We start from the raw sequence: 26,999 nt of genomic DNA on the forward strand, positions 1-26,999 counted from the left end.
TTCTTAGTTTCTAAACCGTCGCATGAGCAATCATTGAGCCATCGTCCCTTAAAAAGTCGATGGCTTGTTTGATCTGGGCTAAGCGGTCATTCTCAGCCCAATACGCAAGATACACATTTCGTGAAATGGCATTCGCGCCGCTGACAAGATGCAATTCGCCGCCGCGCAATGCATGTTGCACTAGATGCTCAGGTAAAAATGCGCAGCCGCCATTATTGAAGATGAAATCTAACGCAATACGTGCTGAACTCGTGTGCAGCGTTGGCACTGGCAGCGAGGCATATTCCTGCGCGTGAACAATATTGAACGCCGTACCCCAATCGACTTTTACATATTGCCCCGGCACAACCGCTTTTACCGTTTGACCTTTTAAGCTCGACACCAACAACAAATTAATTTGCCCCAGTTGTACTATCTCAAATTGATCAAGCTTTGGCGGATCGAATGAAATCGCAATATCTAAGGTGCGGTCCATTAGCTGACGCGTCATTGCATTCGCGGGTAGCACTTCGGTGCGCAACGCCACGCCTGGTAAACCGACATGCAATCCCTGTAAATAACCTTGCAAGTAAGCGTCCCAAATATTCGGCCCAGCACCAATGGCAAGCTGCGTTGTCTGTAACTGACTGAGGGAAACATCTTGCTTAGCCCGCTCCCATGCTGTTAACACCGCCTCGGCATGACCAAGCATACGTTCGCCTGCTGGCGTGGGCTGAATATTATTACGTTGCCGTTCAAATAAGGCGACACCCAAAATGCTCTCAAGCTGTTTCACCCTAAAGCTCACAGCGCTTCGGGTGAGATAAAGATTCTCAGCCGCTTTACCAAAATGGCGAGTACGGGAGACTTCGAGAAAGGTTTTTAGTAAATCGGTATCCATAAAAATTCTTGACCAACATAGGCAAATTTTTTTGATTTATAAATCAATAATACTAGCCAATACTCCAGTTGCAAATCTTTGTATATCAAAAACTAGAGGGTATCTGCCATGTCTGAACAGTCTTTTTTTAACGCTAACAAGGGTTCTGAGACGTTTAACGGCTCAGTTGCTGCCAGTTTTGTCTCTCAAAAACGTTTCTACGACGATGCTAATTTCCCCAAAGGGTTTAAACGAAGCGGCGATTTTACCAATAAAGAAGCTGAACTCCTTGAATTGCATGGTCATGCGATGAAGAATTTAGCGGAAGGAAAAACGCTGCCTTGCACCTCCGATGAAGCCCAATTTGTGGAAGTCGCCAAAGGAAATATCGCGCCCAGTAGCTTGTTAGAGCAGATCTGGGTAAAGTATCGCAGGCTCGCCATGGGGAAACCCTTTTATGCCGTGGTTGGTACAGTGCATTTGCCTGCAACCAAGCCCGAGATAGAAATAGAGGCAGAGGCTGTATTTGATATTGAAGATGATGTTCAGGATGAACCTGAACCCGAGGATAAAGAATGAAGATTAAGGTTTGCTACTAAATGCGTGGTTGGATTTTATATAAAGAAACCGCGACTCAGCTAAAACCTGAATGGTATGAAATTGAGCGTCTACTGGCGGCAGCAAAAGCCGATAACATAGAGTTGGAAGTTTACGCACCTGATGAATTTGATCTGACTGTCACCAGAGAAGATAACAAGAGTATTTTATTGAATGGGCAAGCCGTCGAGCTGCCCGATTTTATCATTCCGCGAATGGGCTCAGGCACGACCTACTTTGCTTTAGCCATTATTCGTCACTTAGAAAGATTAGGGGTATATTGCCTCAATCCATCTAAAGCCATTGAAATCGTTAAAGACAAGTTATTCTCCCAACAATTGTTGGCCGAGAAGAATCTGCCTACGCCTAAAACCATGTTGGTTAAATTCCCCGTCGATATCGCCCTCGTAGAACGCCATCTCGGTTTTCCTGTGGTGATTAAAACGCTTTCAGGCTCACAGGGCAGCGGTGTGTTTTTATCCCATAAGGCGCGTGAATTTGACGATTTAATGCAGTTGATTGAAGCGACCAACAAAAACGCTAACATCATTCTGCAAGAGTTTATCGCTAACAGTCATGGGCGCGATCTACGCGTATTCACTATTGGTGGTCGTGTGGCGGGTTGCTATGAAAGGCGTGGTCAAGAAGACAGCTTCAAAGCCAATGTCAGTGCCGGTGGTTCAGCGCGTCCATTTCAGATCACTCCTGAAATTGAATGGCTTGCCACCCAAACAGCCAATATTCTCGATCTTGATGTTGCAGGTATCGATTTATTGTTTGATAACGGCCATTACAAAATTTGTGAGGCTAACTCATCTCCAGGGTTTGAGGGCTTAGAGTCCTGTTTGAATGTGGATATTGCCGCGCAAATTTTGCATTTTATTCGCATCCGTTTAGGCATGTTTAATAAAGATGAACCAAGTAGCCCAAAAATCGTAGCTGATAGCGTAGAGGCTGAGACTTCTACCCCGTCACTTCTATCATCTGCGTCCTCTATCGAGACGAAATAGAAGCACTAGGACATATCAATATCTAGCGGGATCGTACCGCTAGATATTCTCAATATCGATGATTCTCCGCCATGTTTGTGTCTATATCCATTTGTATCTCGCCCCATCCAATACAACAACCCTAAAGCCGTTCAGGAAGCACTTGCCCTGAGTCTTTCAATCCACAATTGATGTGATCGCTCACTCAAATTTCATTCAACCTCACGAGAACCAGCCCTACTTTTGTTTTGAATCACAATTTTTTGTATTTTTTAAAACATTTTGTTCACATTAAAAAATTTGCTGTTAAACTCCAAATGTTGTTTTTTTATGGCACTAAATTCTGACCTTATCGCTAAACATAATAAGAATAATGCAGGAGTCACTCCTTAACATGTCGATACGCCTATTACCCCTAATCATAGCGTCACTGCTCAGCACTCAAGTGCAAGCCGATGATTTTACTATTCAGTTGGGCGGCTTTTATTCGCAATCAGACACCAATATGGAAGTCACTAACCCTATTTCGGGTAATAATTTCACCTTAGATTATGAGTCCGATCTACAACTTGCAGAAAACGAATTTTTACCCTTTATCGAGTTAAATTATCACTTTAACGAACGGCACAATATCTACCTAGACTGGAAACAGCTTCATCGTAACGCCGAAACCCAAGCCTTAACGAAACCCTTCCAGCTCGAGATTAACGACACCATTTACGATATCAAAGCAGGCGGTAATCTAAATTCAACCTTAAACATTGATGTACTGCGCTTCGGCTATGGCTATGATGTATTTCAAGGCAGTAACTATGATGTCGGTCTATCACTTGGTTTACATACTATGTTTATCAAGACAGGTTTTGAAGGGGTGATTAGTGTTTGCGCTTCATCGGAATTACTCAATAGTGTCTGCGGTAGCCAAGCGATTCCGCGCATTGTTGACGAAAATGTCACTGCGCCACTGCCCGACATTGGCATATATGGTCAGTATGAATTTGTTCCCGGTTGGCAAATCACCAGCCATGCACAGTATTTCTATATCAAACTCAATGATGTCAAAGGCGAACTGGTTGATATTAAAGTGGGGGTTAATGCACAAATCACCCCAAACTGGCGTATGAGCGTGGCCTATAACTACTATAAAGTTGACGTTGATATCGCCCAAAATTCGCCGAATAAAGATACTCAAATAGCCGATTACAACATCTATTACAATTTTATTGGCCCTATGCTTTCTATCAGCTATTCCTTTTAATTTTAATTCTATAAAAAATCTCTTCCCATATTGTATTAAACACCCCTTCTAGCTCAAACAGTTGCCCGAACCCTAGCCCAAATTAGTGCTAAAAAATAAGGGCGCCTACTGGACGCCCTCATGATCCAACCCATTAAACCTATTTACGACCATCCTGCTCACGTTTGGCTTTAAAGTCTGATGATTCAAGCCAATGGGGCCAATCTGAACCATTCGCTAAAGTGGTTATCATACTGGCGATCAAGTCTAGGTCTTGACTCACGCCCTCCAACGTCCAATTTGGATCATAATCATCGGCTCCTTGGTGATATTTATGTGCAATATAGTCAGGATCTGTATCCCCAAGACTCATAAATAACAATCCTGGTACACCTTGCTGGGCCAGCGCAAAATGGTCTGATCTAAACATCAATCCATTCTGTGGTCTTGGATCCGCTTTTACCGAACGGTCTTGGACTTTGGCGGCTTTATCTAAGTATTGCTCCAACTCAGATACCCCTTCCCCATAGCGCAAAATGTAATCCACGCCTTTATTTACATTCATGCCATCGATATTTAAAAAGGCGACGATATTTTTGGTTGGCACACTGGGATGCTGAGCAAAATGCTGTGCACCAATCAGACCTGTTTCTTCTGCAGTAAAGGCACTGAAGAGCACCGAGCGATCCAGTGGCGCCGTGCTAGCTTGCTGTTTGAAGTAACGCGCTAACGCTAAAACCCCCGCCACACCGCTGGCATTATCGACCGCACCGTTTAAAATCTCTGACTTACCGTCTTCAATCACAGTACCGAGGTGATCCCAATGGGCATGCATCATCACCACTTCGTCGGGGCGCGTTTTACCGGGCAGTAAGGCCGCGACGTTATGGGACTCGGCGCGTTCAATTTTATTGTTTAAGGTGAGCTGCGCGCTCAGCTTAAGTGGGATCGCCTTAAAGTTTGGCTTAGCTGCTTGCCGTTTTAAGGTATCGAAATCCAATCCCGCTTTGGCAAAGATTTTTTGTGCGGCCTCGTGCTGAACCCAGCCCATCACGCCCACTTGACCTTGGTTATTATTGGCATCGACCAGAGTAAACTTAGTTCCTGTGTTGGAGTTTTGCACCACTCCCCAGCCATAGGCGGCTGGCGCGGTTTCATGGACAATAAACACGGCCTCAGCGCCTTGACGCGCCGCTTCCTCATATTTATAAGTCCAGCGACCATAATAGGTCATAGCATTGCCTTTAAATATTGTTGGATCTTGGGTCGCAAAGCCGGGGTCATTCACGAGTACGATGACCGTTTTGCCTTTTACATCTAACCCTTGATAATCATTCCAGCCATATTCGGGTGCATTGATACCATAGCCAACAAATACCACATCGCTTTTATTCAAGCTGACTTTTTCGGCGATTCTTTGGGTTCTCGCGGTAAATTCACTGCCATTAGCAAATTTAAGTCCGCCGATATCAAGCTGCATGTTTTGATCGGCACTAATTTGCGCCAAAGGAACCGCCTGTAAATAGCTATCGCCAAATCCGGGTTTGAGACCCATATCTTTAAATGCTGTCACTAAATAGTCTAAAGTTAACCTTTCACCTTCAGATAAGGGCGCGCGTCCCCCAAAAGCATCGCTCGCTAAGGTTTTCACATCGGTTCGGTATTGCACGAGATCGAGACTTTTCACAAATGCCGTTTCAGCAAAGACAGGTAATGAGATAGTGGCCAACAGACTTGTGGTTATGATTAAATTTTTCACAACTTTCTCCCAAGTTATTATCATTATTTGGTTTTAAGGATAGACTTTACCATATCATCTTTAATTTATGATGGAAGTCTTAGCGCAAACGGAGTCGCTGCATCCAAGAGTAAACGGTAATCATGTCTCCATCTGACCGATATTCTTGTCGTTGACCTAAACCTGACTGCAACAGAATAAAAAATAGCGAAAATTTTAAAATATCCGTGCATTTTCATTAAGTAAGGTAACAATATGTCGCTAGAGTTATTACAAACCGCTGCACTGAACCTCAAAAAAGCAGTGCCTCTGATGCTCAAACATAAAATTCCGACTACACCCGTTAACTATGCGCTTTGGTACACTTATGTTGGTGAACAAAATCCCGAACTAAATCAACAACTCGATACTGTAATTGCCCAATACAACACTTGCCCTCCTGTCAGTAGCGAAATCTTGTATCGCCAATATGTTGCCGACCCAGTTGAACTTGATGTCAGAGAAATGCGCCAAAATCTGGATGCTATGGTGACAGAGCTTTCCCAATCACTCAAAGATACCAATCTAGATGCCAATGACTTCCAGTCACGTATCGAAAGTAATTTTGAAAAGCTCAACCGCATCGAAGACGAGGGCTTTAGTGTTGAGCAAGTACTCGATCTGGTCCGCAGCTTAGTGAAAGAGTCGGACAATATTCGCTCGAGCACAGAGTTCTTTACCGGTCAGCTGCAGAAGGCTCAAACCGAAATAGACGCACTAAAGAAAAAACTTGAACAAACAGAAAAAGACGTTCTCTACGATGCACTGACAGGTTGCTTTAATCGACGCGCCTTCGACACTGATTTTGCAGGAATGATAGCCCAAGCCCCCTTAGGTACTTGTGTGATCTTGGCCGATATCGACCATTTTAAAGTGTTTAACGACACCTATGGCCACCAGCTCGGCGACCAAGTGTTACGCGCCGTGGCGAAACGGCTACAGGAATCCTGCCGCGATGGCACGAAACTGTATCGTTTTGGTGGTGAAGAATTTGCGATTATTGTCCCTAAAAGTCAGCTACGTATCGCAAGGCAACTGGCCGAAGCTATGCGCCGTGGACTCGAAAAACTCAGTTTAAAAGACAGACGCAAAGACGAACGCATCAATAATATCAGTGCTTCCTTTGGCGTCGCCCAATGGCAAGAAAAACAAACGGGTATGCAATTGATTGAAGCGGCAGACAAATTACTTTATGAAGCCAAACGCTTAGGACGAAATCGTGTGCTGCCTATCAGTAACTGATGGTTATAACTTAGCCTGAAGCCGATAATTCAGCTTCAGGCTAAGATGATTAACAAAGGAGCATTTTTTTGAAAGCTAAGTGAATGATTTAAATTAGATTTCAGATTAATGTTTGAAACTGCGAGAAACAGTTCCAATATTCCCTTGCACGCCACTCCCTATTGAAACGGATGCATTCGTACCGTGTGTTTCCATCGACTCATTTTCGACGGGTATCGCCTGCACCACAAACCGCAGTTCAGCACCGCCTTGAAGTGAATCGAAGGGATAACACGTAATTAACGTTAAGCGATTATCATCGGATGGCGCCATAAAGTGAGTTTCTGTTTCATGTACGACCTGAGTCGCCACCACTTCATAAATAATGTGATTGCCTTTAAGCGTTTGTAACGATAATCGACGCCCCACCGCCATGCCATTAAGTATCGCAAAATGCGTGTCCCTGTGGCCGGCAATCACAGTATTGCCTTTTTGCCCCGCTGGCGCACTGGACAACACCAGACTCGGACCAAAGGCCAAATTTCGCCCAGAAGCCCCCGCCAACACATATAAACTGTCATTAAGCTCGGCTTCAATATCGCTATTAGCCGCCGCTTGTTCACGATAAATGGACAGCTTTGCCACGGGGTAAGTATCCGCCCATGACCAAGGCTTATGGGATTGGCCATCAGCCAAGGTTTTAGTCCACGCCTGTTCAATCAAATACTGGGCAAAGTGTGCTTTAGCTTGCATATAGAGTCCCTTTCCTAACAATGTTGCGCCAATTAAAAATAATCCCACCACTAAAAATCGCTGTGTTCTGCTTTTGCTCATCGCGCTTAACTCATCGTTCACAGGTAAGTGCCACCAAGGCCGCCTTCTCTTCCCGTCTTTGTCGAAGAATCGATCCCGTAAGAATCAATGCGAGTAGCAAGGTCAGCGCACCTAATAACATATCCAAACGGCTTGACGTCGCGGTTTGCGGCAAGGCACCAAAAGGTTGCCAACCTAAGGGCAAGTGCTGACGAACCACGGCATCACGGCTCATTGCAGTTGAATCAATTAGGGTTAAGTCCACCGCCACTAAGCTGGTATAGGCGCTGACCAAGTGATAATTCATCGATAAGGCCGTCACTTGCTGCTTGACCTTGTCATCATTCGCACCATTTTTACTCAACTCCAATGCACCAATCTGTTTACGCGCCCACAGCAAATCTAAACCCGCACCTTGATGGGTCATCAATCCTGCGGAGTTGTCCTGCAGCGAGAGCGACTGTTGCCAGTTTTGATGCCCTTGCCGTCCTGAAATCACTAACTCCTGTGGCTCACGGGCGCTGCGCTTTAAACTCACGAGCACTGGCTCACCGCGGTACAGATCAGCAATCGGTGATGGCCAGTAATCGGGCACACTGCCATCATCAAAACGCACTTGAATATCGGTTAACACCGGATATTGAATTTTGCTCAGTAAGGCACTGATCTTCTCATCGACTTCATCCACTTTGCCAATATAGGTAAAAGTGCCACGACCGAGTTCAGCCGCCCTTTGCATAAAGTGAGAATTAGGCGCCGAACCTATACCGACAGTAAATAGTCGGCTTTCACCTATTTGATAACGGATCAAATCAAATAACGCTTGTTCATTGCCCACAGAGCCGTCGGTCATAAAGATCACTTGGCGCAAAGGCTGCGTTGCATCAAGCGATACACTGCCCAAGGATTTTGGCAAGGCAGTGTCCAGTGCTAACGCCATTTCAGTGCCACCATCGGCCTGTAAACGGCTCACAAACTGACGGGCCCGTGACAAATTCGACGAGGTCGCCGGTAATGGCACTGCTGAGAACTGAGACAAACTGGAGTTAAATTCGATAATGTTAAAACTGTCCTCCGGCTTCAGTCCTTTTAACGCGTATAACAGTGCATTTTTAGCTTGAACGATAGAATCCCCCGCCATAGAGCCCGAAGTATCAATCACTAAAATTAATTCACGGGGCAAACTCGGCTGAGTACTCTTTTCAACCTTAGGAGGCAACACCATGACGAGACTGTAACTATCATCATTTACGCCGCTAGTTTTACTTGTCTCAAGTGTATCCTGAGACAGATTTTCGCCATCGAGCTTATGGGTTTTACCTTGCTGATTAAACACCCAAGCCATTGGGCTCGTGCTCTGCTGTACTCGCCATTGCAGCACAAAATCACGATTAGCGGGCACACGTTGCGCCAGCGATACATCGACCGCGCCGCTGTTGTCTTGCTTGAGTTTGATGTCATGGTAAGGACTCTCAATGGACGCTTTATCAACCCCCTTTGAGAGTAAAACTTGAATGTCTGCCTTCAGCACAGGATCGCGTCCACTGGCACCGTCCCGCACTGGTGCCACAATCCGGTCAGCATCAAACACCTGCGAACTTGTCACTCGGCTTGATTGGCGCACCTGTGCCATAGGATCATGTGAATCGCTAACACTTGAATCCGATGTTAATCCCGGAATATAACGGGGCGCGACCACCAGCGGAAAACGTAAACTAAACAAACCATCTTCATATTTAATGGTCTCCTGATAGCTGATTTCTACAATCAGCTCCTCTTGAGGTGCTAGGTTTGCGACTTCGGTCGTGAACATATTAGGCCGCTCTTGGCTCACTAAGCTGGCACGTTTGCCTTCAGCTTTCGCTTGCTCAAAAATCTGCTTGGCATCGGCCTTAGGATGAATTTGCCCTTCGATCACTCTCTGGCCTATATGTAATCGCAACGAATCCACCGCAGCCTCATTGGGCAGCGGGAACAAATATTGCCCATTCAACACAAATTCAGTGTTGTTGCGAAAAACCTGTTTCACGCTCACGCGATTACTTAAGCCAGAGACTTGCATCGACACTTGTGTATCGAGCGGCAAAGATGGCACCCAAGCACCGCTCGGCTGACGATAAAGCAACAGCCCCTGCGTGATATCATCGTAATTAATGATGTGTGATTCTGCCGTTCTGTGAGCACTATTTTGCCCGACCAATGCCGAAGCCATATTCTGTGGCGCAGACAATGTGCCGGTACTATTCGGCGAAGCCAATGCCACAAAGGGCAAACCCCAACACACGGCGGCACTGATCAGCAATACCGCTACCGCTTCACTCACTTCTTTTACCCTTTTCCCTGTGATCATCACAAAGGCTTCCTCTATTAACAAATATGAACTGATGTTGGTTGTCGTTAATATGAACGACGTAAAATGGACAGCTTAAATTGACCGCTAGTCAGCAGCGTGCCTGGCCGTCAAGGCCAAATGAGGCTGTAGTGTTAATGTCACGCGGCGGTCGAACACATCCGATTCTCTGTCTTGGTCGGCTTGCAAAGGCGATAAAGCGCCAAAGGCTTGAGTGGTCATACGCTCGGCAGTGACGCCTTGCTTAATCAAGTAGCCACGCACCTCCAGTAGACGCTGCTCAGAAAGGGCTTGGTTGTAACTCTCATCACCACGGCGGTCGGCATAACCCTTCAGCTCAAGATTGAGTTCTGGTGACAAATTCATCACCTCAGCCACATCATCTAATTGGGGCAAAAAATGCGATTCAACCTCAGAGGAACCGGTACGAAACTGTACGCTAAGCCCCAAAGCAAGTTCACTGAGCAATTGACGTTGTGCTGACAGCAACTCATCAAGCTCTTGCTGCGCCTTGGTATATTCGCTCGCCCGTTTTTCGGCGGCTTGCTGTTTTACACTCCACTCGGATAATTGGGACTCTTGCAAATGGATCTGTCTTTGCTGAACGTGCAGTGTGTCTGTATCGCTGACTGATTTGCCAATTAAGGTGCCAGTGAATGCACCAATAATGGCCCCCACTGGACCACCGACTAACGCCCCCACTAAGGCTCCACCACCGAGGCCAATTAAGGCTTCCGGTTGTTCGTCCTCGCTTGCGTATTCGTCATCCATCGCGATACCGCTAACATAGGCATCATTTTCTAGGGTGAGGTCTTGTCCTATCACTTGGTTTTGAAGTGAAACCCGCGCTGACACACTGGCTACAGGTGTGCTTAATAAACTCAAAACCAATAGATTAATTAGTGTCTTTTTCATCATCTCATTCCTTTTTGATTATTAGCTGAGCTTGGACTCGTACCTGAAGCAATCCACTCAACACCACATCAGGTCAAACGGGTACAAAACTGAATGGGGCTATTAAACACAAGTGGAATGGCATGAGCAGGGATGGAAAATGGCAATACAACTATCAATTGTGGCAACAAAATGGCAATTGCATTTGTGGCCTTTTTTCTCGGGTAAAATCCTGTATAGTCACGAAAACTTACTCCCCAAAGTCAATAGGAATACGGCTCTATGAAGCGTATCGCCATAGTGGAAGATGAAGCGGCCATTCGCGAGAATTACAAGGACGTGCTGCAACAACACGGTTACAGCGTGCAAACCTACGCCGACAGACCATCGGCCATGCTAGCCTTTAATACCCGTTTACCGGATTTAGCCATTATCGACATCGGCTTAGGTAATGAAATTGACGGCGGCTTTATGCTATGTCAGTCATTGCGCGCCATGTCGAGCACGCTGCCGATCATCTTTTTAACCGCCCGTGACAGTGACTTTGATACTGTGTGTGGCCTGCGTTTAGGCGCCGATGATTACTTGAGTAAAGAAGTGAGTTTTCCCCATTTAACCGCACGCTTAGCCGCATTGTTTCGACGTTCTGAACTTGCGGCCAGCCAAACGGCGCAGGAAAACTTGCTCGAACGTGGCCCACTGACCATTGATGCCAACCGCATGCAAGTCTATTGGAACCAGTTACCAATCGAGCTTACCGTGACCGAATTTTGGATGGTGCATGCGTTAGCCAAACATCCAGGCCATGTACGCAGTCGCCATGAATTAATGCAAGAGGCTAAAATCTTTGTCGATGACAGCACTATCACCTCCCATGTGAAACGCATTCGCAAAAAGTTTATCGCTACCGCGCCAGAGTTTGATTGTATTGATACTGTCTATGGTATGGGCTATCGCTGGGACAGCTTAGCCTGATCTATGGCTTAACCAACCTTTAAGCGCGGCGTTGAACCAGATAACCTTGGATGAATGAACTTTTAAACCCATTAATGCTGATCCCTAACTTATGACACGTTTCCCCTTTGGTCTACGCACTAAAGTCATCGGCCTTAGCCTGTTCTTACTCTGCCTACCTTGGCTGGGGTATCAATATGTGTGGGAAATGGAAAAGTATCTTCGCCACGGCCAAGAACGCACCTTAGAAGGCACCACTCAAGCACTGGCCACCGCGCTGCACGAGCGGCCGAAATTGTTCGATGGGCAAGCGAGTTTTTTAAAGCAAGTAGAAAAAAGCCGCGATCTATACGCCTATCCACTGGCGGGGGCGATTCTACTCGACGGCAAACTCAACGAATGGCAGGAATATCAGCACAGATTTATCCAATACGGTGAGGCGCACCAAATTATGCGTGCCGATCCGAACGCCCCCCTGACCTTAAGCTTTACCCACATGGTCGGCCAATACGATGGTTATCTGTATGCTTTTTTTCAAGTCATTGATCCAACAGTGGTACTGCGGGGTAAAAATGCTCTAAGTGTTGATAGAAACGATCATCTCTCGATTGCGACACTCGCGCCCGACAATAAATTCAAACGCTATATCGTTGCCACGACTCAACCCGGCTGGATCAGCGCCTTCGAATTACCCGCTAACCCTAAGCAAACTGTGCCCGTCACACCTGAGGTGCGCATCCAAGGACAATGGGCGACGACAGATGTGGGCTACAATGTCGAGCTGCGTATTCCCTTAGACATGGTCGGCAGCAAACTCGGATTTGCCATTGCCGATGTCAACGACAGCAAATACCGTGATGTCGCTGCAGTTGTCGGCACCTCGGCCTTAGATACGGTCGACAATCTCGGCACTGTGCTGGTACCATCGCCGGAAATTGAAAGTATTATCAAAGGCATGAGCCACTATAGCTCACGTATTTGGGTGGTCGATAAACACGGCCGCGTACTGGCAAAATCCGGTGACATTCGCGCTAATGACAGTGTATGGACCCGCACCTTAGAAGATGAAAAGAGCACCGCGCTGTGGGATACCTTCAAGCGTGATTATCTGCATCCGCTGTACTATAAAATTCTCACAAAACCGCCCAAAGACTTTATTGATTCCTTACAAGATTCCACCGAACTTGACGGCAGTCATATCCAAAAAGCCCTCGCGGGTCAGCAAAGTTCGACTTGGCGGTTAACCCCAGACAACAAAGCTGTGGTACTCGCCGCCGCGAGCCCCATTTGGATTGATAACAATGTGATGGGTGCCGTCGTCGCCGAAGAAACCACACACGGTATTCGAACTCTACGTAACCGAGCGCTAGAAAAGCTCTTTAACGTGATTTTGACCATAATGAGTATGGGCACCTTGGCGCTGTTCTTCTTCGCCTCGAGTATTTCTAACCGCATCCGTAAATTGCGCGATGAAGCCGAAAACGCCATCGATAGCCAAGGCCGTGTGCGTAATCACCTCAAACCGTCGAAGGCTCGGGATGAAATTGGCGATCTGTCCCGTAGCTTCTCTAGCATTGTGGGACGACTGGGTCAGTACACTCACTATCTAGAAAACATGTCGTCGCGCCTGTCCCATGAGTTGCGCACGCCCGTGGCTGTGGTGCGTTCATCCCTTGAGCATTTAAACCTGCAGACCTTAGATAAAGACACGCAAAAATATGTCGACCGCGCCCAAGAAGGTGTCAGCCGCTTAAGTATGATTTTAAACAACATGAGCGAGGCAACACGCTTAGAGCAGAGTTTAACGCAGGCCGATATCACTAAGTTCCCACTATCTCAAGTGGTCAGCGGTTGTATGCAAGGTTATCAAATGACCTATCCAGAACAAGGCTTTAGTGTGAAAGTGCCCGAGCAACCACTGATGATGCAAGGTGTGCCAGAATATATCGCCCAGTTAATGGACAAACTGATCGCCAACGCCATTGAGTTTTGCCATAAAGACAGTGCTATCGAAGTCACGCTCACCCAAGTGGGTAAGCAAGCGACTCTGCTTATCAGTAACTTAGGGCCTGAACTGCCCATTGATATGTCGGAGCAGATTTTCGATTCCATGGTGTCGGTGCGGATAAATCAAGCCCAAGATAAACCCCACCTAGGCTTAGGTCTGTATATCGCGCGATTGGTCGCCGAGTTCCACCAAGGACAAATCCTTGCCCGTAATCGCAGCGAACATAATGGTGTGGATATCCTTGTTACCTTACCTTTAAATTAAGAACATACGGGCTTTAAGTTAAGCGTGTTACAGCTTTTAAGCCCTGCGTCATAATCTCAACAGCTAAAATACAGGAGGCCAATAACATGAGCCAAACTCATCACGCGCCTCCTGTCATTTATGCGGGCAGATGCTAAGATGACCGTCATAACAATCGATAAGAAACGCCAATTATTCTCCCAAATTGTTCAACCTCTTCGTTCAACCTAAATGCCAAGGTAATGATCCAATGACAGATAAACATCATCAAGCCACCCAAATCGTCAGCTTAGGTCGAGACAAAAAATGGACCAAAGGCGTGATCAATCCGCCCGTTTTTCGTGCTTCGACTATCGTCTTCGAAACCATGGATGAAATGCGCCACGCCGCGAAAAATAAAACCAATGGCGAGATGTTTTATGGCCGCCGTGGCACCCCAACCCATTTTGCCTTTCAGGCCGCGATTGCCGAACTAGAAGGCGGCGTCGGTACGGCGCTGTATCCTTCTGGCGCTGCGGCGATCAGTGCGGCGCTACTGTCATTTTTAAAAACGGGCGATCACCTGTTAATGGTTGATAGCGTGTATGAGCCAACGCGGGATCTGTGCACCCATATTCTCGGCGGTTTTGGTATCGAAACCACTTACTACGATCCGCTGATTGGCGCAGGTATTCGCGACCTCATTCGCCCCAATACTAAGGTACTGTTTTTAGAGTCTCCGGGCTCCATCACCATGGAAGTGCAAGATGTACCGACCTTGTGCCGCATCGCCCACGAACATGGGCTGATCACTATGCTGGACAACACTTGGGCCTCGCCCATCAATAGCAAACCCTTTGAAATGGGTGTAGATATCTCAATTCAAGCGGCGACCAAATACATTGTCGGTCACTCGGATGTGATGATAGGCACGGCCACGGCCAACGAAAAATACTGGCCACAATTACGTGAACACAGTTATTTGATGGGACAAACCACATCGCCAGACGATGTGTACCTTGCTGCCCGCGGCCTACGTACCTTAGGCGTGCGTATGGCGCAACATGAAAAAAATGCCCTGCAAGTGGCCAACTGGTTGAAAACCCGGCCAGAAGTCGATCATCTGCGTCACCCCGCGTTTGATACATGCCCCGGGCACGAATTCTTTAAACGCGACTTTAGTGCCTCCAATGGCTTATTCTCCTTTATCTTAAAACAGGGCGATGGCGATGCGGTTACCGCACTGGTTGAGAATATGAGTCACTTTAAGATGGGCTTTTCTTGGGGCGGCTACGAGAGTTTAATCCTCGGCATTTTCGGCATTGAAAAAATCCGCTCGGCGACGCAATGGGATGCGAGCAAACCTTTGATCCGTTTACATATTGGTTTAGAAGATCCCGCTGATTTAATCGCCGATCTCAGTGCTGGGTTTGAACGCTTTAACGCAGTATTGGCGGCCAAAGCTAAGTAACGATATTTAATGTACTAAGTGCTAGCTGAATATAAAAAAGGGGCGGAATAAATATTCCGCCCCTTCTCTTATCGATACTGATACAAATACGAATTTTTATTGCAATATCATTATGCTTATCGCAAATAAACCGCTAAACCATAAACTCTACAGCGATTAATGCGCTTTCGTTCCAATACTTAATGCAGGATCGACCCAAGCCGCAGAGCCATAAAGCGGCACTGTTGAGAGCGCATGTTTATGGCTGCCATTGGTCTCTTTCGTCGAATAGGACAAATACAACAGAGTCTGATTTTGCGCATCGTAAATTCTACGCACTTTTAATGACTTAAATAAAATACTCAGGGATTCAGTGAAAATCACTTCGCCGTGTTTCCCCATATCTATCTTCGCCAGATCGGCCGCAGTAATTGGCCCAGTTTGACGGCAACTGATCCCCATATCGGACGGATCAGCAAAATCTAAATTGGCTTCGATACGACTGATATGGCAAGTCACCCCAGGTATTTTAGGATCGTTTTTAGCATCAATAATCACATCTTTAGTGGTAAAAAGCCCTAAGCTCACCTTACCCACATCGTCACCACAACCCGCAAGCAATAAACCTACAGAGGCCGCAAACGCACACTTCAACAGAGTTTTCATTCATACATCCTTTTACATTAGTGCTGATATGCTAGCGCTTATATATTAATGCGTAGCGAATAGCTTTTGTGCCCAGCGGGTTAATCCGGCTGTCACAGAGCCAAAGTGATCGCCGACCACGACCGGAATATCGGGATAAATACCAGCGATTTTCGCATAAATTGCTGGGCTTCGTGCCGTCCCCCCCGTCACGTAAATCACATCGGGTTTGCACTCTGCTTCAGCGGATAAATCCTCTGTTGCAGAGCGGTTTACCGCGACATTTGATGCAGCCAAAGTTTTTGCAGCTTGCGTGAGCGCTTGGTGCATCAGGGCTTCCACTTTCGTCAGCGACGGCTCAATGGCATTTTCAAACAAGTCACGACTCACACCCGCGTGCAGCGCAGCTTCGATAAAATCCAGATTAACATCTGTATTATCGGTATCTGACAGCGCAATTTTCGCACGCTCGGCTTGGCGAACCAGTTGATAGCTTAACTGCTGCTGTTGCACCTTTAACAATCGCTTCAGTAACTGTGGCTGCTCGGCTTCTTTAACCAATTCATCAATCAATTTACGGCTACTTAAGGTACTGAATTCTCGCTGGGCGCTAATATCATTCACTGCGACCGCATTCCAAAATGTTTTACTGGGCATAGGTTTGCCATTGATCATCAAGGAACCTAAACCAAAGTGCGGCATAAAGGCATTCATTGCAAGGGCGATATCGAGATCGTTACCGCCGATCCGCTGGCCGCTGTGACCGAGGAAATCTTCACTGCGATCCGCTTTTTGTTTATGGGCGGGTCCCATTTTTACCACAGAGCAGTCCGTTGTACCGCCGCCGACGTCGACGACCAATACCGTTTTGTTGTCGGTCAAGGTCGCTTCATAATCCATCCCCGCCGCTAACGGCTCGAACAGAAAATCAACGTCAATAAAACCCGCACGTTTTGCCGCTAAGGTCAAAATGGCTTCGGCCTGACGGTTACTCTCTTCACCGCCTATGCCTTGAAAGTTCACCGGACGACCAATAATCGCATGGGTGATCATCGCAGTGCTACCCTGTTTCACAAGGTCTTTTTCAACTAACACAGATTCGGCGCGCACTTTAATGTGCTGCATCATCAAGGTAACAATATCTTCAAACAGGGCCACTTGTTCGGGTCTAAGCCCTGTCGCGCCTAAAAAGGATTTTGGCGAACGGACATAGAATCCCTCCTCCGGCATTTCTAAATACGCGCTCACCGCCTGCTCGCCAACAAATACAGCCTGAACATCGGCATCGAGATCTAACTCATGGCGCACCATACGGGCACGACTCAATTGCGCGGCGCGCTTTTTGGCGTAATCGGCTTTTAACTCAATAGGAAGACCACGGTAAACCGCCTCGGCGATCAGTTCCCTGTCCATCGCGTATAAGGTCGAAGGCAAATAAGCTGATTGCTCTGATAACGCCAATAACTGCACACCATCATCCAGCATGATCCCTACGGCGCAGTTAGCACTACCATAATCAAATCCAACAAACATACCTTTTACTCCCGCGATAAAAAAGCCGAGCAAGATAACATAGTTTGCGATAATGCCCAAGGAGTTAACACTGACGGATTTATCCCCAGTAAGCCGCGCTTGCACAGTTTCTCAAGACTTAAATCGCAGTAACGCGAACTGAGTTTGAGCTCAATCCAAGATGATCATCATAAGGTCATATTTCTGTCACACTCGTCATCAAGTTGACATATTTCCCTCGTATCTTTATCCCAGATAAATCCCAGACTGATTTTGGCGTGTACGCAATATTTATCATTGAAATTCCTTCACTTGTCGGCAGTAAATCTGATTGCACAACGGCGGATGAATGCTATTGTATATTGCGCCATGACGCTTGCTTAAAGGAGCTGTGCAGTGTCCCCGAATACCGATAAACTTTCGATTGATAAAGAACTCTCTTGGTTGTCTTTTAATGAGCGGGTATTGCAAGAAGCCTGCGATCACAATGTTCCCTTAGTGGAGCGAGTCCGCTTTTTAGGGATATTTTCCAATAACATGGATGAGTTTTTTAGGGTGCGTGTGGCTGCGGTCAGACGCTCCATTTTGCTGTCATCCCTGCAGGAAGGTCGCAGTAATAGCCGCCATTTAATGGCCAAGATCCAATCGAAAGTGATGGCATTGCAAGAAAGATTCGATGGCATATACACGGATTTAATGCGCGAACTTGTACGTCGTAATATTTTGTTAATCAATGAGAAACAATTAAGCGAGTTCCACAGCGACTGGCTGAAAAAGCATTTTAGAGACCATTTCAAACGCCATATCGCGCCGCTTATGGTCAATAATAATCGCGATCTGATCAAGCAAATCAACGACGACGCCACCTATTTGTGTGTTTGTTTGTTCACTAAGGCGCGCCGCCAATACGCCTTAGTCGAAGTGCCGACTAAAAATGTACCGCGATTTATCGAACTCCCAGCTGAAAAGAGTAAAGCGAAAAAATATCTGATTTTATTAGATAATATTATTCGCCACTGCGTAGATGAACTCTTTGGTCCCTTCTTCGAGTACGATGCTATCGAAGTGTATTCGATGAAGTTAACCCGCGATGCCGATTTTGATATCACTGACGAGCTTGAACAAACCCAGCTTGAGAAAATGACCAAGGGATTGAAAAAACGTCTTACCGCCGAGCCTGTACGCTTAGTGTACGACAAAGAAATGCCTGAACACATGTTGGTGATGCTCAAAGAAAACCTGAACATCAGCTCGACCGAATGTTTGATCCCAGGCGGGCGTTACCACAGCTTTAAAGACTTTATCGCCTTCCCCAACCCGAGCCGCGACTACCTCGAAAACGAAAAACTACCGGCGCTCAATAGCGCAGGTTTTGGCCGCAGTGCCAACAGTTTCGATGCGATTCGGATGGGCGATATCATGCTCAATTATCCGTACCATAAGTTTTCCCACTTTACCGAAATGGTGCGCCAAGCGGCATACGATCCGGCGGTGCGCTTTATTCGAATTAATTTATATCGAGTGGCGAAAAAATCCCATGTAATGCAATCGCTTATCGATGCAGTGAAGAACGGCAAACAAGTCACCGCCGTCATTGAACTCAGGGCCAGATTCGATGAGCAATCCAACATCGAATGGACCCGCATCTTGGCCGAAGCGGGCGTCAAAGTTCACCACGGTATCACCAGTTTAAAAGTGCATTCCAAGTTGTGCTTGATTGGCCGCGAAGAACAAGGGGAAATCAAACTCTATTGTCACGTCGGCTCAGGCAACTTTAACGAAGGCACGGCGCGGGTTTACACTGACTTGTCGCTGTTCACCGCCAATCAAGAAATTGCCCGAGAAGTAGAGCAAGTATTTGACTTGATTGAACATCCGTATCGCCGCGATAATTTCCAGCATTTAATTGTGTCGCCCTACGATGCCAGACAAAAACTGAGCCATTTAATTGATAATGAAATCGTTAATGCCCAGAGCCATATGAAGGCGGCGATTACCTTAAAATTAAATAACTTACTCGATGAATCCTTGGTCCAAAAACTCTATGAGGCTTCAGCCGCTGGGGTCAAAATCAAGTTACTTATTCGCGGCATGTGTTCGCTTATCCCGCAAATTCCGGGGATCAGCGACAACATCGAAGTCTATAGTATCGTCGACCGATTCCTCGAACACTCACGGGTGATGCTGTTCCACGCGGGTGGAGAGAACAAACTCTTTATCTGCTCCGCCGACTGGATGAGCCGCAACATAGATAATCGCGTTGAAGTGAGTGTGCCGATTTATGATCTGCGCCTAAAACAGATGATAATGGATATTTTATCCTTACAGTTCAATGACAACACTAAAGCACGTGTCATTAACAAGGAACAAAGTAATCCTTATCGGAATCGCGGTAACAAACGAAAAGTGCGTTCTCAAATTGCCATTTATCAATATCTGATTAATTATGAGAAGCGCCAACTGCAAGAATTTAATGCCTTACGTATGTCCACCCATGAGGGTGACGCTGAGCGAGAAGTGAAAACTCAGCCTGACATAACACCTGAGTTACGGGCCAAAGCCAGCTAATCACTGGCTTTATATCGCTTTGATTGCCTAAGGATAATCCGATTGGTAACCACATATTCGCACACACAGTCACACGCTACGCCCAGCAATGTACTCGCAAACTCTAAATCGCGCCACTTTGTCGCCATCGATATGGGGTCGAACAGTTTTCATCTGGTCATTGCCCGCGAGCAAGATGGCAGTTTGCAGATTTTACATAAAGAAAAACAACAGGTTCAGCTCGCCACTGGGCTCAATGCGCAAAATATTCTCGACAATGACGCCATAGAACGTGGCCTCAATTGTTTGCGGGATTTTAACCAAAGATTTTCCAATCTCGACCAAGCGCAAGTGCGATTAGTCGCCACCCACACTCTGAGAATCGCCAAAAACCGCGATCAGTTTATCGAGGCTGCGCTCGCCATCATGCCCTATCCGGTGGAGGTCATTTCGGGCCATGAAGAAGCGCGTTTGATTTATAACGGTATTGCCCAAAGCCAAGTGCTAGGAAAAAGTAATTTAGTCATCGACATCGGTGGCGGTTCTACCGAAGTGGTGATCGGCCAGAAAAATACCCCAACTCAGTTATCTAGCCTGCGCTGCGGTTGTGTGAGTTTTAATGAGCGTTTCTTTATTGATGGGCTCATCACCCCAGCCTCATTTCGCGATGCCCAAAGTGCGGCCGATAAGCAGTTCGCGTCGCTCTCAAAGGAATATTTCGCGGGCGGCTGGGAACTCACCTTGGGTAGTTCAGGTACAGTGAAAGCCATCTGCGAAGCAATTCAAGAAGAGCACGGCGATGAAACCATCACGCTGCCACGACTCAAACAGCTCAAAATCAAGTTAATCAAATGTGGCCATATTAGCCAAATCCAATTTGCCAACGTCGATGATAAACGCATTCCCTTAGTGCCCGCCGGACTTGCCATTTTGATCAGCTTTTTTAGGCGCTTACCGATTCAAAAACTTGAGTTTAGCCCAGGCGCACTGCGTGAAGGCGTACTCTATGAACTGGCAAAGATTGGTCAATATCAGGATATTCGCCACCGCACCGTCGACAGTATTGCCCAGCTTTATCATATCGATATGGCCCACGCCGCTAAGGTACGCGACACTGCTATGGCCTTGTTTGAACAGGTCGCCGACGAATGGCAATTAAGGCCCCATGCGCGCTTGCTCGCCTATAGCGCGACTTTACATGAAATCGGATTACACATTAATTCAAAATCCCTGCACAAACACGGCGGTTACATTATCAGTAACAGTGACTTACCAGGATTTAGCGAAGCATTACAGCTGGATTTAGCACGACTTATCACCAACCACAGAAAAAAGCCTAACGAATTAATGCTCGCTGAACTCGATCCCAACCATAAGCTCACGCTCAATCGCCTACTCAGCCTGCTTAGGCTCGCTGTCTTGCTCAATCTTGGCCGTATCGCTAAGACGCTGACCTTAGATCATATTAAAGTGATCCCCGATGGACTCATGCTAGTACTACCAAGCCATAAGCGGAAAATCAGCTTGTTTATGAAAGATTTACAGCGAGAACAAAAACAAATGCTCACCCTTGGAATGAACCTGCGTTTAGTGTCTAGTCTGACTTAGCGGTTACGGCGTTAGCTCTGCCTAACGTGGCCGAGGCGAGTATAAGTTAGCTCTGTGTGAATGCGTTTAGCGAGGATTCGACACTGTTCGGCGCTAAAATATTGCCCTTAATCGAGGGCCATTATCTCGCCTAAAAACAAGGTTAAGTTAGCAGTGAATCTGGCTTGATAATGGGATTTCAACAGCATAGCGGTAGACTTAATCCATGCGCCACAACAGATTAAAGTTTAAAGGATTTTTAACCCTTCACTAAAGCACAAATTCCTGCTCGCGCGTTTGCCGCTGAGTGGGGATTTCTGCTATCATCCACGGCTGACTAATCATAATTCCACGAATTTAAAGATAATCAGAGTCAAACCCTTTTTATCTCGCGATATCAGCCCCATCGCCTGCAGGTACAAGTATGATTAACCACTTTAGTGTGCTTGGTATAAAACCCAGTGCCAAAGAAGACGACATTAAAAAAGCCTATCGACGGCTGTCAAACAAATATCATCCCGACAAGTTGTTAGGCGCCTCGGAAGAGGAAAAGCAGCAAGCCGCCGTACAACTTGAACGCGTTAAAAATGCTTATGATGTGTTGTCCGATCCTAAGCGACGTAATGCGTTTATCAAAGATTTCAATAACGTCATAGTGACCGATCCCGCTAGCGCCATGCGCGAGCTGTGGGATCAATTTTATCCTTGAGCGTTTTCTAGAGTAGTGTCAAATGGTCAAAAAACTGAATATCTCACGCATTAATGAGCTAAAAAATAATGCCTACGACAATATCGAGTCCTACGACGATCCCGATACACCTAAAGCGCTAGAGCAATTTACTAGCCAAATCAAAAAGGTGTTAGAAGCCGATCCTAAGATGCTCGATACTGTGCCTGAGTACCTGCCTGTCGCGCTTTACGGTCGAATTAAATTTCCCGCCGAAGCCAAACTCAAGTGGGCACATTGGATAAACACGGCAACTCAACCCGAGTGGGATGAGTTTAAAGTCACGATTGGCTTTAACAATGCTGATTTACCTTTAGTGTTAGCCGTGCGTGGTTACTCGGAAACCTTACTGATTGAAAGCTGCGCCGTGCTGTATTTACTTGAAACTCAAGGTAAAGCAACGCCAGCAGCAAAACATCACGACGATGAAGATGATGACAACGATTATGTTGGCACCTCAGATAACGACGATGATGATGAAGGCGAAGAGGAAGATGGCTACTACGATCACTACGATGATGAGGACCGCTAATGAACACTAGTCTCATTGAGATTACCGTCGCCGAAATTAAAGAGTTGGCGGACGTAGAGCCAAAACAAGCGAGCAAACGCTTTGAAATCATTGCAAATACCATGAGCGACGAGCAATTAGTCGAAGTCATCGAACACATGGATATCGTCACGCTGACCCAAATCAACAGTCACCATGATATCTCTTGCCCTTCGATCATGTCTGAACTCATGACCCCGGAACAAATTCGCGACATCGTCTGTCAGCAACCTTTGTACTGGGAAGAAAAAATCAAAAACAATGCCGAAGAACTTATTCAGCATACCTTTGATTTTTTGACCTATTTAATTCGCATTCAAGATAGCGAAGAAAAGCAAACTGCGATTTTAGAATGTATCGCCGAAGATCCTGCGGGCCTCTTCTACCTGTCGATCCCTTTCATCGAAATGATGTTAGGCGAAAAACATGAAGATGAAGACGGCTACACAGATCTCTACGATGATGAAGAAGACACTGAAACCATCGGCTACGACAGCCGCGTCGCCAGTGAAGATGCACACAGCCTTAGCATAGACGACCCACGCAGCCTAATGGCCTTGATCCACGAGCTCGCGCCCGATGTTGAAAAAGCCATTAAGAGTCTGCTACGAAACGAAAGCTCAGGTTGGGAAATGATCATCAGCAAGTTTGTCAACGAGCTGGTTATTCAAGCCAAAGAGAAAAACCAAGTGACGGATGAATACGCTGAAGTCGATGATATGTTTAGCTTTTTGGATTAAGGAATTATTTGATGCAACTGGTACTGCGTGATGTAGATCAAGGACCCTACCTGAGCAAGGTATTGATCCAAGGCCAAGCAGACGAAACGCTGAGCGGTGAACAGCTGTCACAAATCAAATCCAAAGCCATTTTGATGAGCCTCAAACTGGCCGATAAGTTTTACAACAAGTACAAAATGCACCTGCTCGAACAAGCAGCGCACGATGTCATTGGTGTGGTCAGCCTTGGTTTGATGGAATTATCAAACCAAAACCTGCAGCAGGCGATACGCCTGTTGATCACCGCCGATGGCGTAGTCAAATGCTTCCAAAAAGGCTGGAGCATGCTCAGCACTGTCAGCAAGCATAAACTCGTCAACGGCAAGTCACTGTACGGCGATGTCGACAAGTTCTTGCTAGAACAAGTGTCTAGCCCGCCAGATGCGGAAGAGTGGTTAGGCTATGAAGCCTATCAAGATGCCCTGCTTGAACACCAACGCCAACAGTCAATTGCGGCCTTATTGGCACAGTTTTACGCGCAATCGAGCTATGATCCGCTAGATTTTCTCAATCTAGAGAGTGTATTAGCCGAAGCGGTACTGTATCGATTGTTGTTTGATGGCGCCAAAGTCAGACAAGATTTGAAAAAGCGTATCGGCAAAATCACCTTAAAAGAGGAGTGGTTTACCCGTGAGCATATTGAATTGGAAACTCAGAAAGCGTTAGCAGAATTACCCGCAGAACTCGCTGAAACCATCAGTAAAGATCTCGGTAAAAACTTTGTCCCCGCCCTACTGCGTACCCTGCACTTTGCGAAAAGCTATCGCGAACTCTTACTCAGCGACGCTTCACCCGAGCGCTTAGAAAGATTCGAACATAAAGAAGGTCTCGTCGGCCTCCTCGGCTGGCCACTCTACATAGTACTTTGATCGGTCCTTTAATCAGTACTGTGCTCAGTAGGTTAACGAGTGCTTGAGTCGCTTTAAAATGAGTGCTTTATTGAAAAATAAAGCACTTTTTTAATGTCTTTTGTCTCTATGCTCAATCCCAACAATCAGTATTGACGTCTCAGTTTTGAGTGGTTTTAGCTTTAAAATAAGTAACTTACAGAGATAAAACTCTTCAGTTAGATAAATTCTGGAGATTCATCCCTCCTCAGATAACCCCAAATTCGAAACATGCCATTTTCTATCGAATAAGGAATTGAATATTGGGCTAATTGTGCGCTTACAACATCAGAAAAGTCCGTCACTCGATCCGCCACTAATCTGCCTAGCCATTCTCTTTTGAATGGATCAACTTCTAACCACTCAATGGTTTCTGCTATTTCAAGTAACTCGTGCCACCACACGGCAGTAAAACCTGCATTAGGGTTTTCATCATAAATCAATTTGTATCGCACATAGGGAATAAAGTCTTCAGACTCATTCAAAGCCTTTTCAAGCTCGCACCACTTTGTTTTATTCATTACAGACGAAAGCTGATGCTCGTTTACATACTTCAAAACTTCAGAATTCATTTTTTAGTGTCTCAAGCGACTAAGTGAAAAACTAAATGATATAGCTTTAATAGATATATATTGCCAATAAAAACTAATTAAAATGACAGATAAAATGATGGGCAATAAATTAGGCCATCCATTTTAAACCGTGGAGCGCTTATTGGTTTGACCTACTCATATAAGCTTGCCATCGTATTTGCTCGTCGACAGGGTGAATAGAAGCCTAGGGATTCTAAGTTTATGAACGAGAGCCATGGAGGGCGAACTGGCAGTTAAGCATGGATGTTGTTCCAGTCCATCCTAGAATGCCCTTCCGTAGGGCGGATAGTCGTCACGCGAGTCACCATGGCACGCCTTTTTGCGCACTAGCATAACTTGTATATTTAAAGCGATACGCCGCACGCTTTTGGACAGAAATGTTTGGGGAGCAGTAATTTCAGTTGTTAGAAGTTTAGCGTTTACGGGTATCCACTCGCACAGGCTTGCCATGGCATTCGCTCGTCGACTCGCAGCAAGTCCATCCTTGGATGCTCGACCGCCCCGTCCATGGGGCGGACGGTCGTCTCGCAAATCACCATGGCTCACCTTTCGTGCATTCGCGTAATCTGTAGATTTAAAAGCGTTACGCAGCACGCTTTGGGACAAAAGCGTGTTAGATTCCTAACTCTAATTCGTGAATTTCGGATTAAAATCTCTATGGGTAACGCCGCATTCAGCGGCTTGTCCGCTGCAATGTTTTGTTAGCCATTTTTAACTACTTTAGCGATTTTTTCCTCGGGTATATCGCTTATGGCATTGTATAAGGTTTTTATCTTCTTTAGCCCAGCATCCAACACCTGATCGTGCTCTTCCGGATTATGATGCTGCCGGTGAACAGATATATTCCTTAGCTGACGTATCGAGTCAAAAAACTCTCTAGGCCGCTTATTTTCCATGACAGAGGGATCGATAAGCTTAAGAAGTGAATAAAATCGTTTGTCATGCCAAATCATCACCGGCCTTGATAATTCATCATGCCCTAACAATTCATGAGATTTTGCCTCAAGCAATGAGTATGCTGTGGAAATTGCAGAAAGCATGTCATATTTAGCAATGGCATCAACTTTTGAGAATACATCTTCATCACCTAATCCAATTAGCTGCATTCCATTGTCTGAAAAATATTCTTCGGCGATCTCATCAAACTCAATTGAGTAATGATCGTGCATACACGCACGAAATAAATCAATTACAAATTCGATGTAGTACAGAACTGACTCACGACTCGGGTAGCCAAATTTATGCTGAATTACATTTCTATCATCTATCAGCATTTCAATATTTGGCCTGTGCTTGATCTTTATGCCATGGGACTCAAGGATAGAAAAGGCCTTCCAGACGACTATCGTATTCTTGTTGTTGCTTTCATATATAGATTGGCCTATGTCAATGACCATATCTTTCAGTAATAGCTCCACAGCATTACTTATATGCAGAACAATAAATTTATTCTTCTTTTCATCGTCGAGTTCCAGAAGTTCGACTGCATGCCCCAGCAGTTCCATGGAACTTATAAATAATGGTGATTTTTCAGACATGCTTGATTCTCATTAAGATGGCTAACGCCGCGCTCTAGCGAATCCCCACATAAATTCGATGGGATTCAAATAAGTAGACACGCATGATGCTGTTTGATCTAATCAATTTCGCCAAAAACCTACTAGATCCAACATCATGCGTGATATCGACATATTACACGATTTACTCAAAAAACAATGCCCTCAAATACACCAAAAACGCCTTAATTCTCTGATGGTTGCTACTGAGTCTTTACTCGATGGCAATCAACTCTCGTTAACCC

22 protein-coding genes and 1 pseudogene are annotated in these 26,999 nt (G+C 46.0%); 14 read left to right on the forward strand and 9 right to left on the reverse strand.

The features are described 5' to 3' along the window. Positions 1–10: 10 nt before the first annotated feature. Complete coding sequence (gene hdfR / locus L5M11_RS07975; protein WP_263191820.1) at positions 11–880, reverse strand: HTH-type transcriptional regulator HdfR; 870 nt, start codon at positions 878–880, stop codon at positions 11–13. A 108-nt stretch (positions 881–988) separates the two neighbouring features. Here hdfR and L5M11_RS07980 point away from each other — a divergent pair, with 108 nt between their 5' ends. From L5M11_RS07980 to L5M11_RS07990, 3 genes are all read left to right on the forward strand, one after another. Further along, entirely contained in the window at positions 989–1,438 is a 450-nt protein-coding gene (locus L5M11_RS07980; protein ID WP_028760261.1) for a DUF413 domain-containing protein, read from the forward strand. 20 nt (positions 1,439–1,458) lie between these two features. Further along, entirely contained in the window at positions 1,459–2,466 is a 1,008-nt protein-coding gene (locus L5M11_RS07985) for a RimK family alpha-L-glutamate ligase (RefSeq protein WP_105252744.1), read from the forward strand. A 373-nt stretch (positions 2,467–2,839) separates the two neighbouring features. Next, entirely contained in the window at positions 2,840–3,703 is an 864-nt protein-coding gene (locus tag L5M11_RS07990) for a hypothetical protein (protein WP_263191821.1), read from the forward strand. Positions 3,704–3,842: 139 nt separating this feature from the next. Here the strand turns inward: L5M11_RS07990 and L5M11_RS07995 are convergent, their stop codons facing one another. Further along, on the reverse strand, positions 3,843–5,465 hold the full coding sequence (locus L5M11_RS07995; RefSeq protein WP_263191822.1) for a M28 family metallopeptidase: 1,623 nt from the start codon (positions 5,463–5,465) through the stop codon (positions 3,843–3,845). Positions 5,466–5,675: 210 nt separating this feature from the next. Here L5M11_RS07995 and L5M11_RS08000 point away from each other — a divergent pair, with 210 nt between their 5' ends. Further along, positions 5,676–6,701, forward strand: coding sequence for a GGDEF domain-containing protein (locus L5M11_RS08000; protein ID WP_263191824.1), 1,026 nt, complete (start codon positions 5,676–5,678; stop codon positions 6,699–6,701). Between the two features lie 105 nt (positions 6,702–6,806). Here the strand turns inward: L5M11_RS08000 and L5M11_RS08005 are convergent, their stop codons facing one another. The 3 genes from L5M11_RS08005 to pdsO all read right to left on the reverse strand — a co-directional run bounded on the left by L5M11_RS08005 (position 6,807) and on the right by pdsO (position 10,761). Then, a complete protein-coding gene (locus L5M11_RS08005) occupies positions 6,807–7,514 on the reverse strand; it encodes a class GN sortase (RefSeq protein WP_263191826.1) in 708 nt (235 codons plus the stop codon). A gap of 10 nt (positions 7,515–7,524) precedes the next feature. Continuing rightward, on the reverse strand, positions 7,525–9,843 hold the full coding sequence (locus L5M11_RS08010; protein WP_263191827.1) for a marine proteobacterial sortase target protein: 2,319 nt from the start codon (positions 9,841–9,843) through the stop codon (positions 7,525–7,527). A gap of 87 nt (positions 9,844–9,930) precedes the next feature. Next, positions 9,931–10,761 carry a sortase-associated OmpA-like protein PdsO gene (gene pdsO / locus L5M11_RS08015; protein ID WP_168823993.1) on the reverse strand — a complete coding sequence of 277 codons (831 nt, stop codon included), beginning with the start codon at positions 10,759–10,761 and terminating at the stop codon, positions 9,931–9,933. 258 nt (positions 10,762–11,019) lie between these two features. Here pdsO and pdsR point away from each other — a divergent pair, with 258 nt between their 5' ends. The 3 genes from pdsR (at position 11,020) to L5M11_RS08030 (ending at position 15,392) form a co-directional block, all read left to right on the forward strand. Further along, positions 11,020–11,712: a proteobacterial dedicated sortase system response regulator gene (gene pdsR / locus L5M11_RS08020; protein WP_006081337.1), complete on the forward strand. Its 693-nt coding sequence runs from the start codon at positions 11,020–11,022 to the stop codon at positions 11,710–11,712. Between the two features lie 91 nt (positions 11,713–11,803). Further along, positions 11,804–13,963: a proteobacterial dedicated sortase system histidine kinase gene (gene pdsS / locus L5M11_RS08025; protein WP_028760269.1), complete on the forward strand. Its 2,160-nt coding sequence runs from the start codon at positions 11,804–11,806 to the stop codon at positions 13,961–13,963. Positions 13,964–14,192: 229 nt separating this feature from the next. Beyond that, on the forward strand, positions 14,193–15,392 hold the full coding sequence (locus L5M11_RS08030; protein ID WP_028760270.1) for a cystathionine beta-lyase: 1,200 nt from the start codon (positions 14,193–14,195) through the stop codon (positions 15,390–15,392). Between the two features lie 156 nt (positions 15,393–15,548). Here L5M11_RS08030 and L5M11_RS08035 read toward each other — a convergent pair whose 3' ends face one another. Next, on the reverse strand, positions 15,549–16,037 hold the full coding sequence (locus L5M11_RS08035; RefSeq protein ID WP_113941505.1) for a CreA family protein: 489 nt from the start codon (positions 16,035–16,037) through the stop codon (positions 15,549–15,551). Between the two features lie 45 nt (positions 16,038–16,082). Beyond that, entirely contained in the window at positions 16,083–17,549 is a 1,467-nt protein-coding gene (yegD, locus tag L5M11_RS08040) for a molecular chaperone (protein ID WP_263191831.1), read from the reverse strand. Between the two features lie 375 nt (positions 17,550–17,924). Between yegD and ppk1 the strand changes: the two genes are divergently transcribed. The 6 genes from ppk1 to atcC all read left to right on the forward strand — a co-directional run bounded on the left by ppk1 (position 17,925) and on the right by atcC (position 24,587). After that, positions 17,925–20,096 (forward strand): polyphosphate kinase 1, encoded by a 2,172-nt coding sequence (ppk1, locus tag L5M11_RS08045; RefSeq protein ID WP_028760273.1) that lies wholly within the window; start codon positions 17,925–17,927, stop codon positions 20,094–20,096. A gap of 42 nt (positions 20,097–20,138) precedes the next feature. Beyond that, the gene (ppx, locus tag L5M11_RS08050; protein ID WP_173496575.1) at positions 20,139–21,683 is read left to right on the forward strand and encodes an exopolyphosphatase; all 1,545 of its coding nucleotides are present in this window, start codon (positions 20,139–20,141) and stop codon (positions 21,681–21,683) included. A gap of 403 nt (positions 21,684–22,086) precedes the next feature. Next, the gene (locus L5M11_RS08055; RefSeq protein WP_006081330.1) at positions 22,087–22,371 is read left to right on the forward strand and encodes a J domain-containing protein; all 285 of its coding nucleotides are present in this window, start codon (positions 22,087–22,089) and stop codon (positions 22,369–22,371) included. Positions 22,372–22,393: 22 nt separating this feature from the next. Then, positions 22,394–22,921 carry a cold adaptation protein AtcA gene (atcA, locus tag L5M11_RS08060; protein ID WP_115015148.1) on the forward strand — a complete coding sequence of 176 codons (528 nt, stop codon included), beginning with the start codon at positions 22,394–22,396 and terminating at the stop codon, positions 22,919–22,921. Continuing rightward, on the forward strand, positions 22,921–23,679 hold the full coding sequence (atcB, locus tag L5M11_RS08065) for a cold adaptation protein AtcB (RefSeq protein ID WP_006086363.1): 759 nt from the start codon (positions 22,921–22,923) through the stop codon (positions 23,677–23,679). Before atcA ends, atcB begins: the two co-directional genes overlap by 1 nt. Before the next feature lie 11 nt (positions 23,680–23,690). Then, positions 23,691–24,587 (forward strand): cold adaptation protein AtcC, encoded by an 897-nt coding sequence (gene atcC / locus L5M11_RS08070; protein ID WP_263181821.1) that lies wholly within the window; start codon positions 23,691–23,693, stop codon positions 24,585–24,587. Positions 24,588–24,784: 197 nt separating this feature from the next. Here the strand turns inward: atcC and L5M11_RS08075 are convergent, their stop codons facing one another. Both L5M11_RS08075 and L5M11_RS08080 read right to left on the reverse strand, forming a co-directional pair. Further along, positions 24,785–25,177 carry a DUF6678 family protein gene (locus L5M11_RS08075; RefSeq protein WP_263181820.1) on the reverse strand — a complete coding sequence of 131 codons (393 nt, stop codon included), beginning with the start codon at positions 25,175–25,177 and terminating at the stop codon, positions 24,785–24,787. A gap of 722 nt (positions 25,178–25,899) precedes the next feature. Next, on the reverse strand, positions 25,900–26,736 hold the full coding sequence (locus tag L5M11_RS08080) for a hypothetical protein (RefSeq protein ID WP_263176044.1): 837 nt from the start codon (positions 26,734–26,736) through the stop codon (positions 25,900–25,902). Between the two features lie 136 nt (positions 26,737–26,872). Between L5M11_RS08080 and L5M11_RS08085 the strand changes: the two are divergent. Further along, positions 26,873–26,999 (forward strand): annotated as a pseudogene (locus L5M11_RS08085) (IS4 family transposase); the annotation flags it as partial.

It is taken from the genome of Shewanella sp. SM87, from assembly GCF_025653705.1.
GTDB lineage: Bacteria > Pseudomonadota > Gammaproteobacteria > Enterobacterales > Shewanellaceae > Shewanella > Shewanella oncorhynchi.

Coding starts and splice junctions, on each gene's coding strand:
- hdfR (WP_263191820.1), bottom strand. CDS start 880: ATGGATACCGATTTACTAAAAACCTTTCTCGAAGTCTCCCGTACTCGC.
- L5M11_RS07980 (WP_028760261.1), top strand. CDS start 989: ATGTCTGAACAGTCTTTTTTTAACGCTAACAAGGGTTCTGAGACGTTT.
- L5M11_RS07985 (WP_105252744.1), top strand. CDS start 1,459: ATGCGTGGTTGGATTTTATATAAAGAAACCGCGACTCAGCTAAAACCT.
- L5M11_RS07990 (WP_263191821.1), top strand. CDS start 2,840: ATGTCGATACGCCTATTACCCCTAATCATAGCGTCACTGCTCAGCACT.
- L5M11_RS07995 (WP_263191822.1), bottom strand. CDS start 5,465: ATGATAATAACTTGGGAGAAAGTTGTGAAAAATTTAATCATAACCACA.
- L5M11_RS08000 (WP_263191824.1), top strand. CDS start 5,676: ATGTCGCTAGAGTTATTACAAACCGCTGCACTGAACCTCAAAAAAGCA.
- L5M11_RS08005 (WP_263191826.1), bottom strand. CDS start 7,514: ATGAGCAAAAGCAGAACACAGCGATTTTTAGTGGTGGGATTATTTTTA.
- L5M11_RS08010 (WP_263191827.1), bottom strand. CDS start 9,843: ATGATCACAGGGAAAAGGGTAAAAGAAGTGAGTGAAGCGGTAGCGGTA.
- pdsO (WP_168823993.1), bottom strand. CDS start 10,761: ATGATGAAAAAGACACTAATTAATCTATTGGTTTTGAGTTTATTAAGC.
- pdsR (WP_006081337.1), top strand. CDS start 11,020: ATGAAGCGTATCGCCATAGTGGAAGATGAAGCGGCCATTCGCGAGAAT.
- pdsS (WP_028760269.1), top strand. CDS start 11,804: ATGACACGTTTCCCCTTTGGTCTACGCACTAAAGTCATCGGCCTTAGC.
- L5M11_RS08030 (WP_028760270.1), top strand. CDS start 14,193: ATGACAGATAAACATCATCAAGCCACCCAAATCGTCAGCTTAGGTCGA.
- L5M11_RS08035 (WP_113941505.1), bottom strand. CDS start 16,037: ATGAAAACTCTGTTGAAGTGTGCGTTTGCGGCCTCTGTAGGTTTATTG.
- yegD (WP_263191831.1), bottom strand. CDS start 17,549: ATGTTTGTTGGATTTGATTATGGTAGTGCTAACTGCGCCGTAGGGATC.
- L5M11_RS08055 (WP_006081330.1), top strand. CDS start 22,087: ATGATTAACCACTTTAGTGTGCTTGGTATAAAACCCAGTGCCAAAGAA.
- atcA (WP_115015148.1), top strand. CDS start 22,394: ATGGTCAAAAAACTGAATATCTCACGCATTAATGAGCTAAAAAATAAT.
- atcB (WP_006086363.1), top strand. CDS start 22,921: ATGAACACTAGTCTCATTGAGATTACCGTCGCCGAAATTAAAGAGTTG.
- atcC (WP_263181821.1), top strand. CDS start 23,691: ATGCAACTGGTACTGCGTGATGTAGATCAAGGACCCTACCTGAGCAAG.
- L5M11_RS08075 (WP_263181820.1), bottom strand. CDS start 25,177: ATGAATTCTGAAGTTTTGAAGTATGTAAACGAGCATCAGCTTTCGTCT.
- L5M11_RS08080 (WP_263176044.1), bottom strand. CDS start 26,736: ATGTCTGAAAAATCACCATTATTTATAAGTTCCATGGAACTGCTGGGG.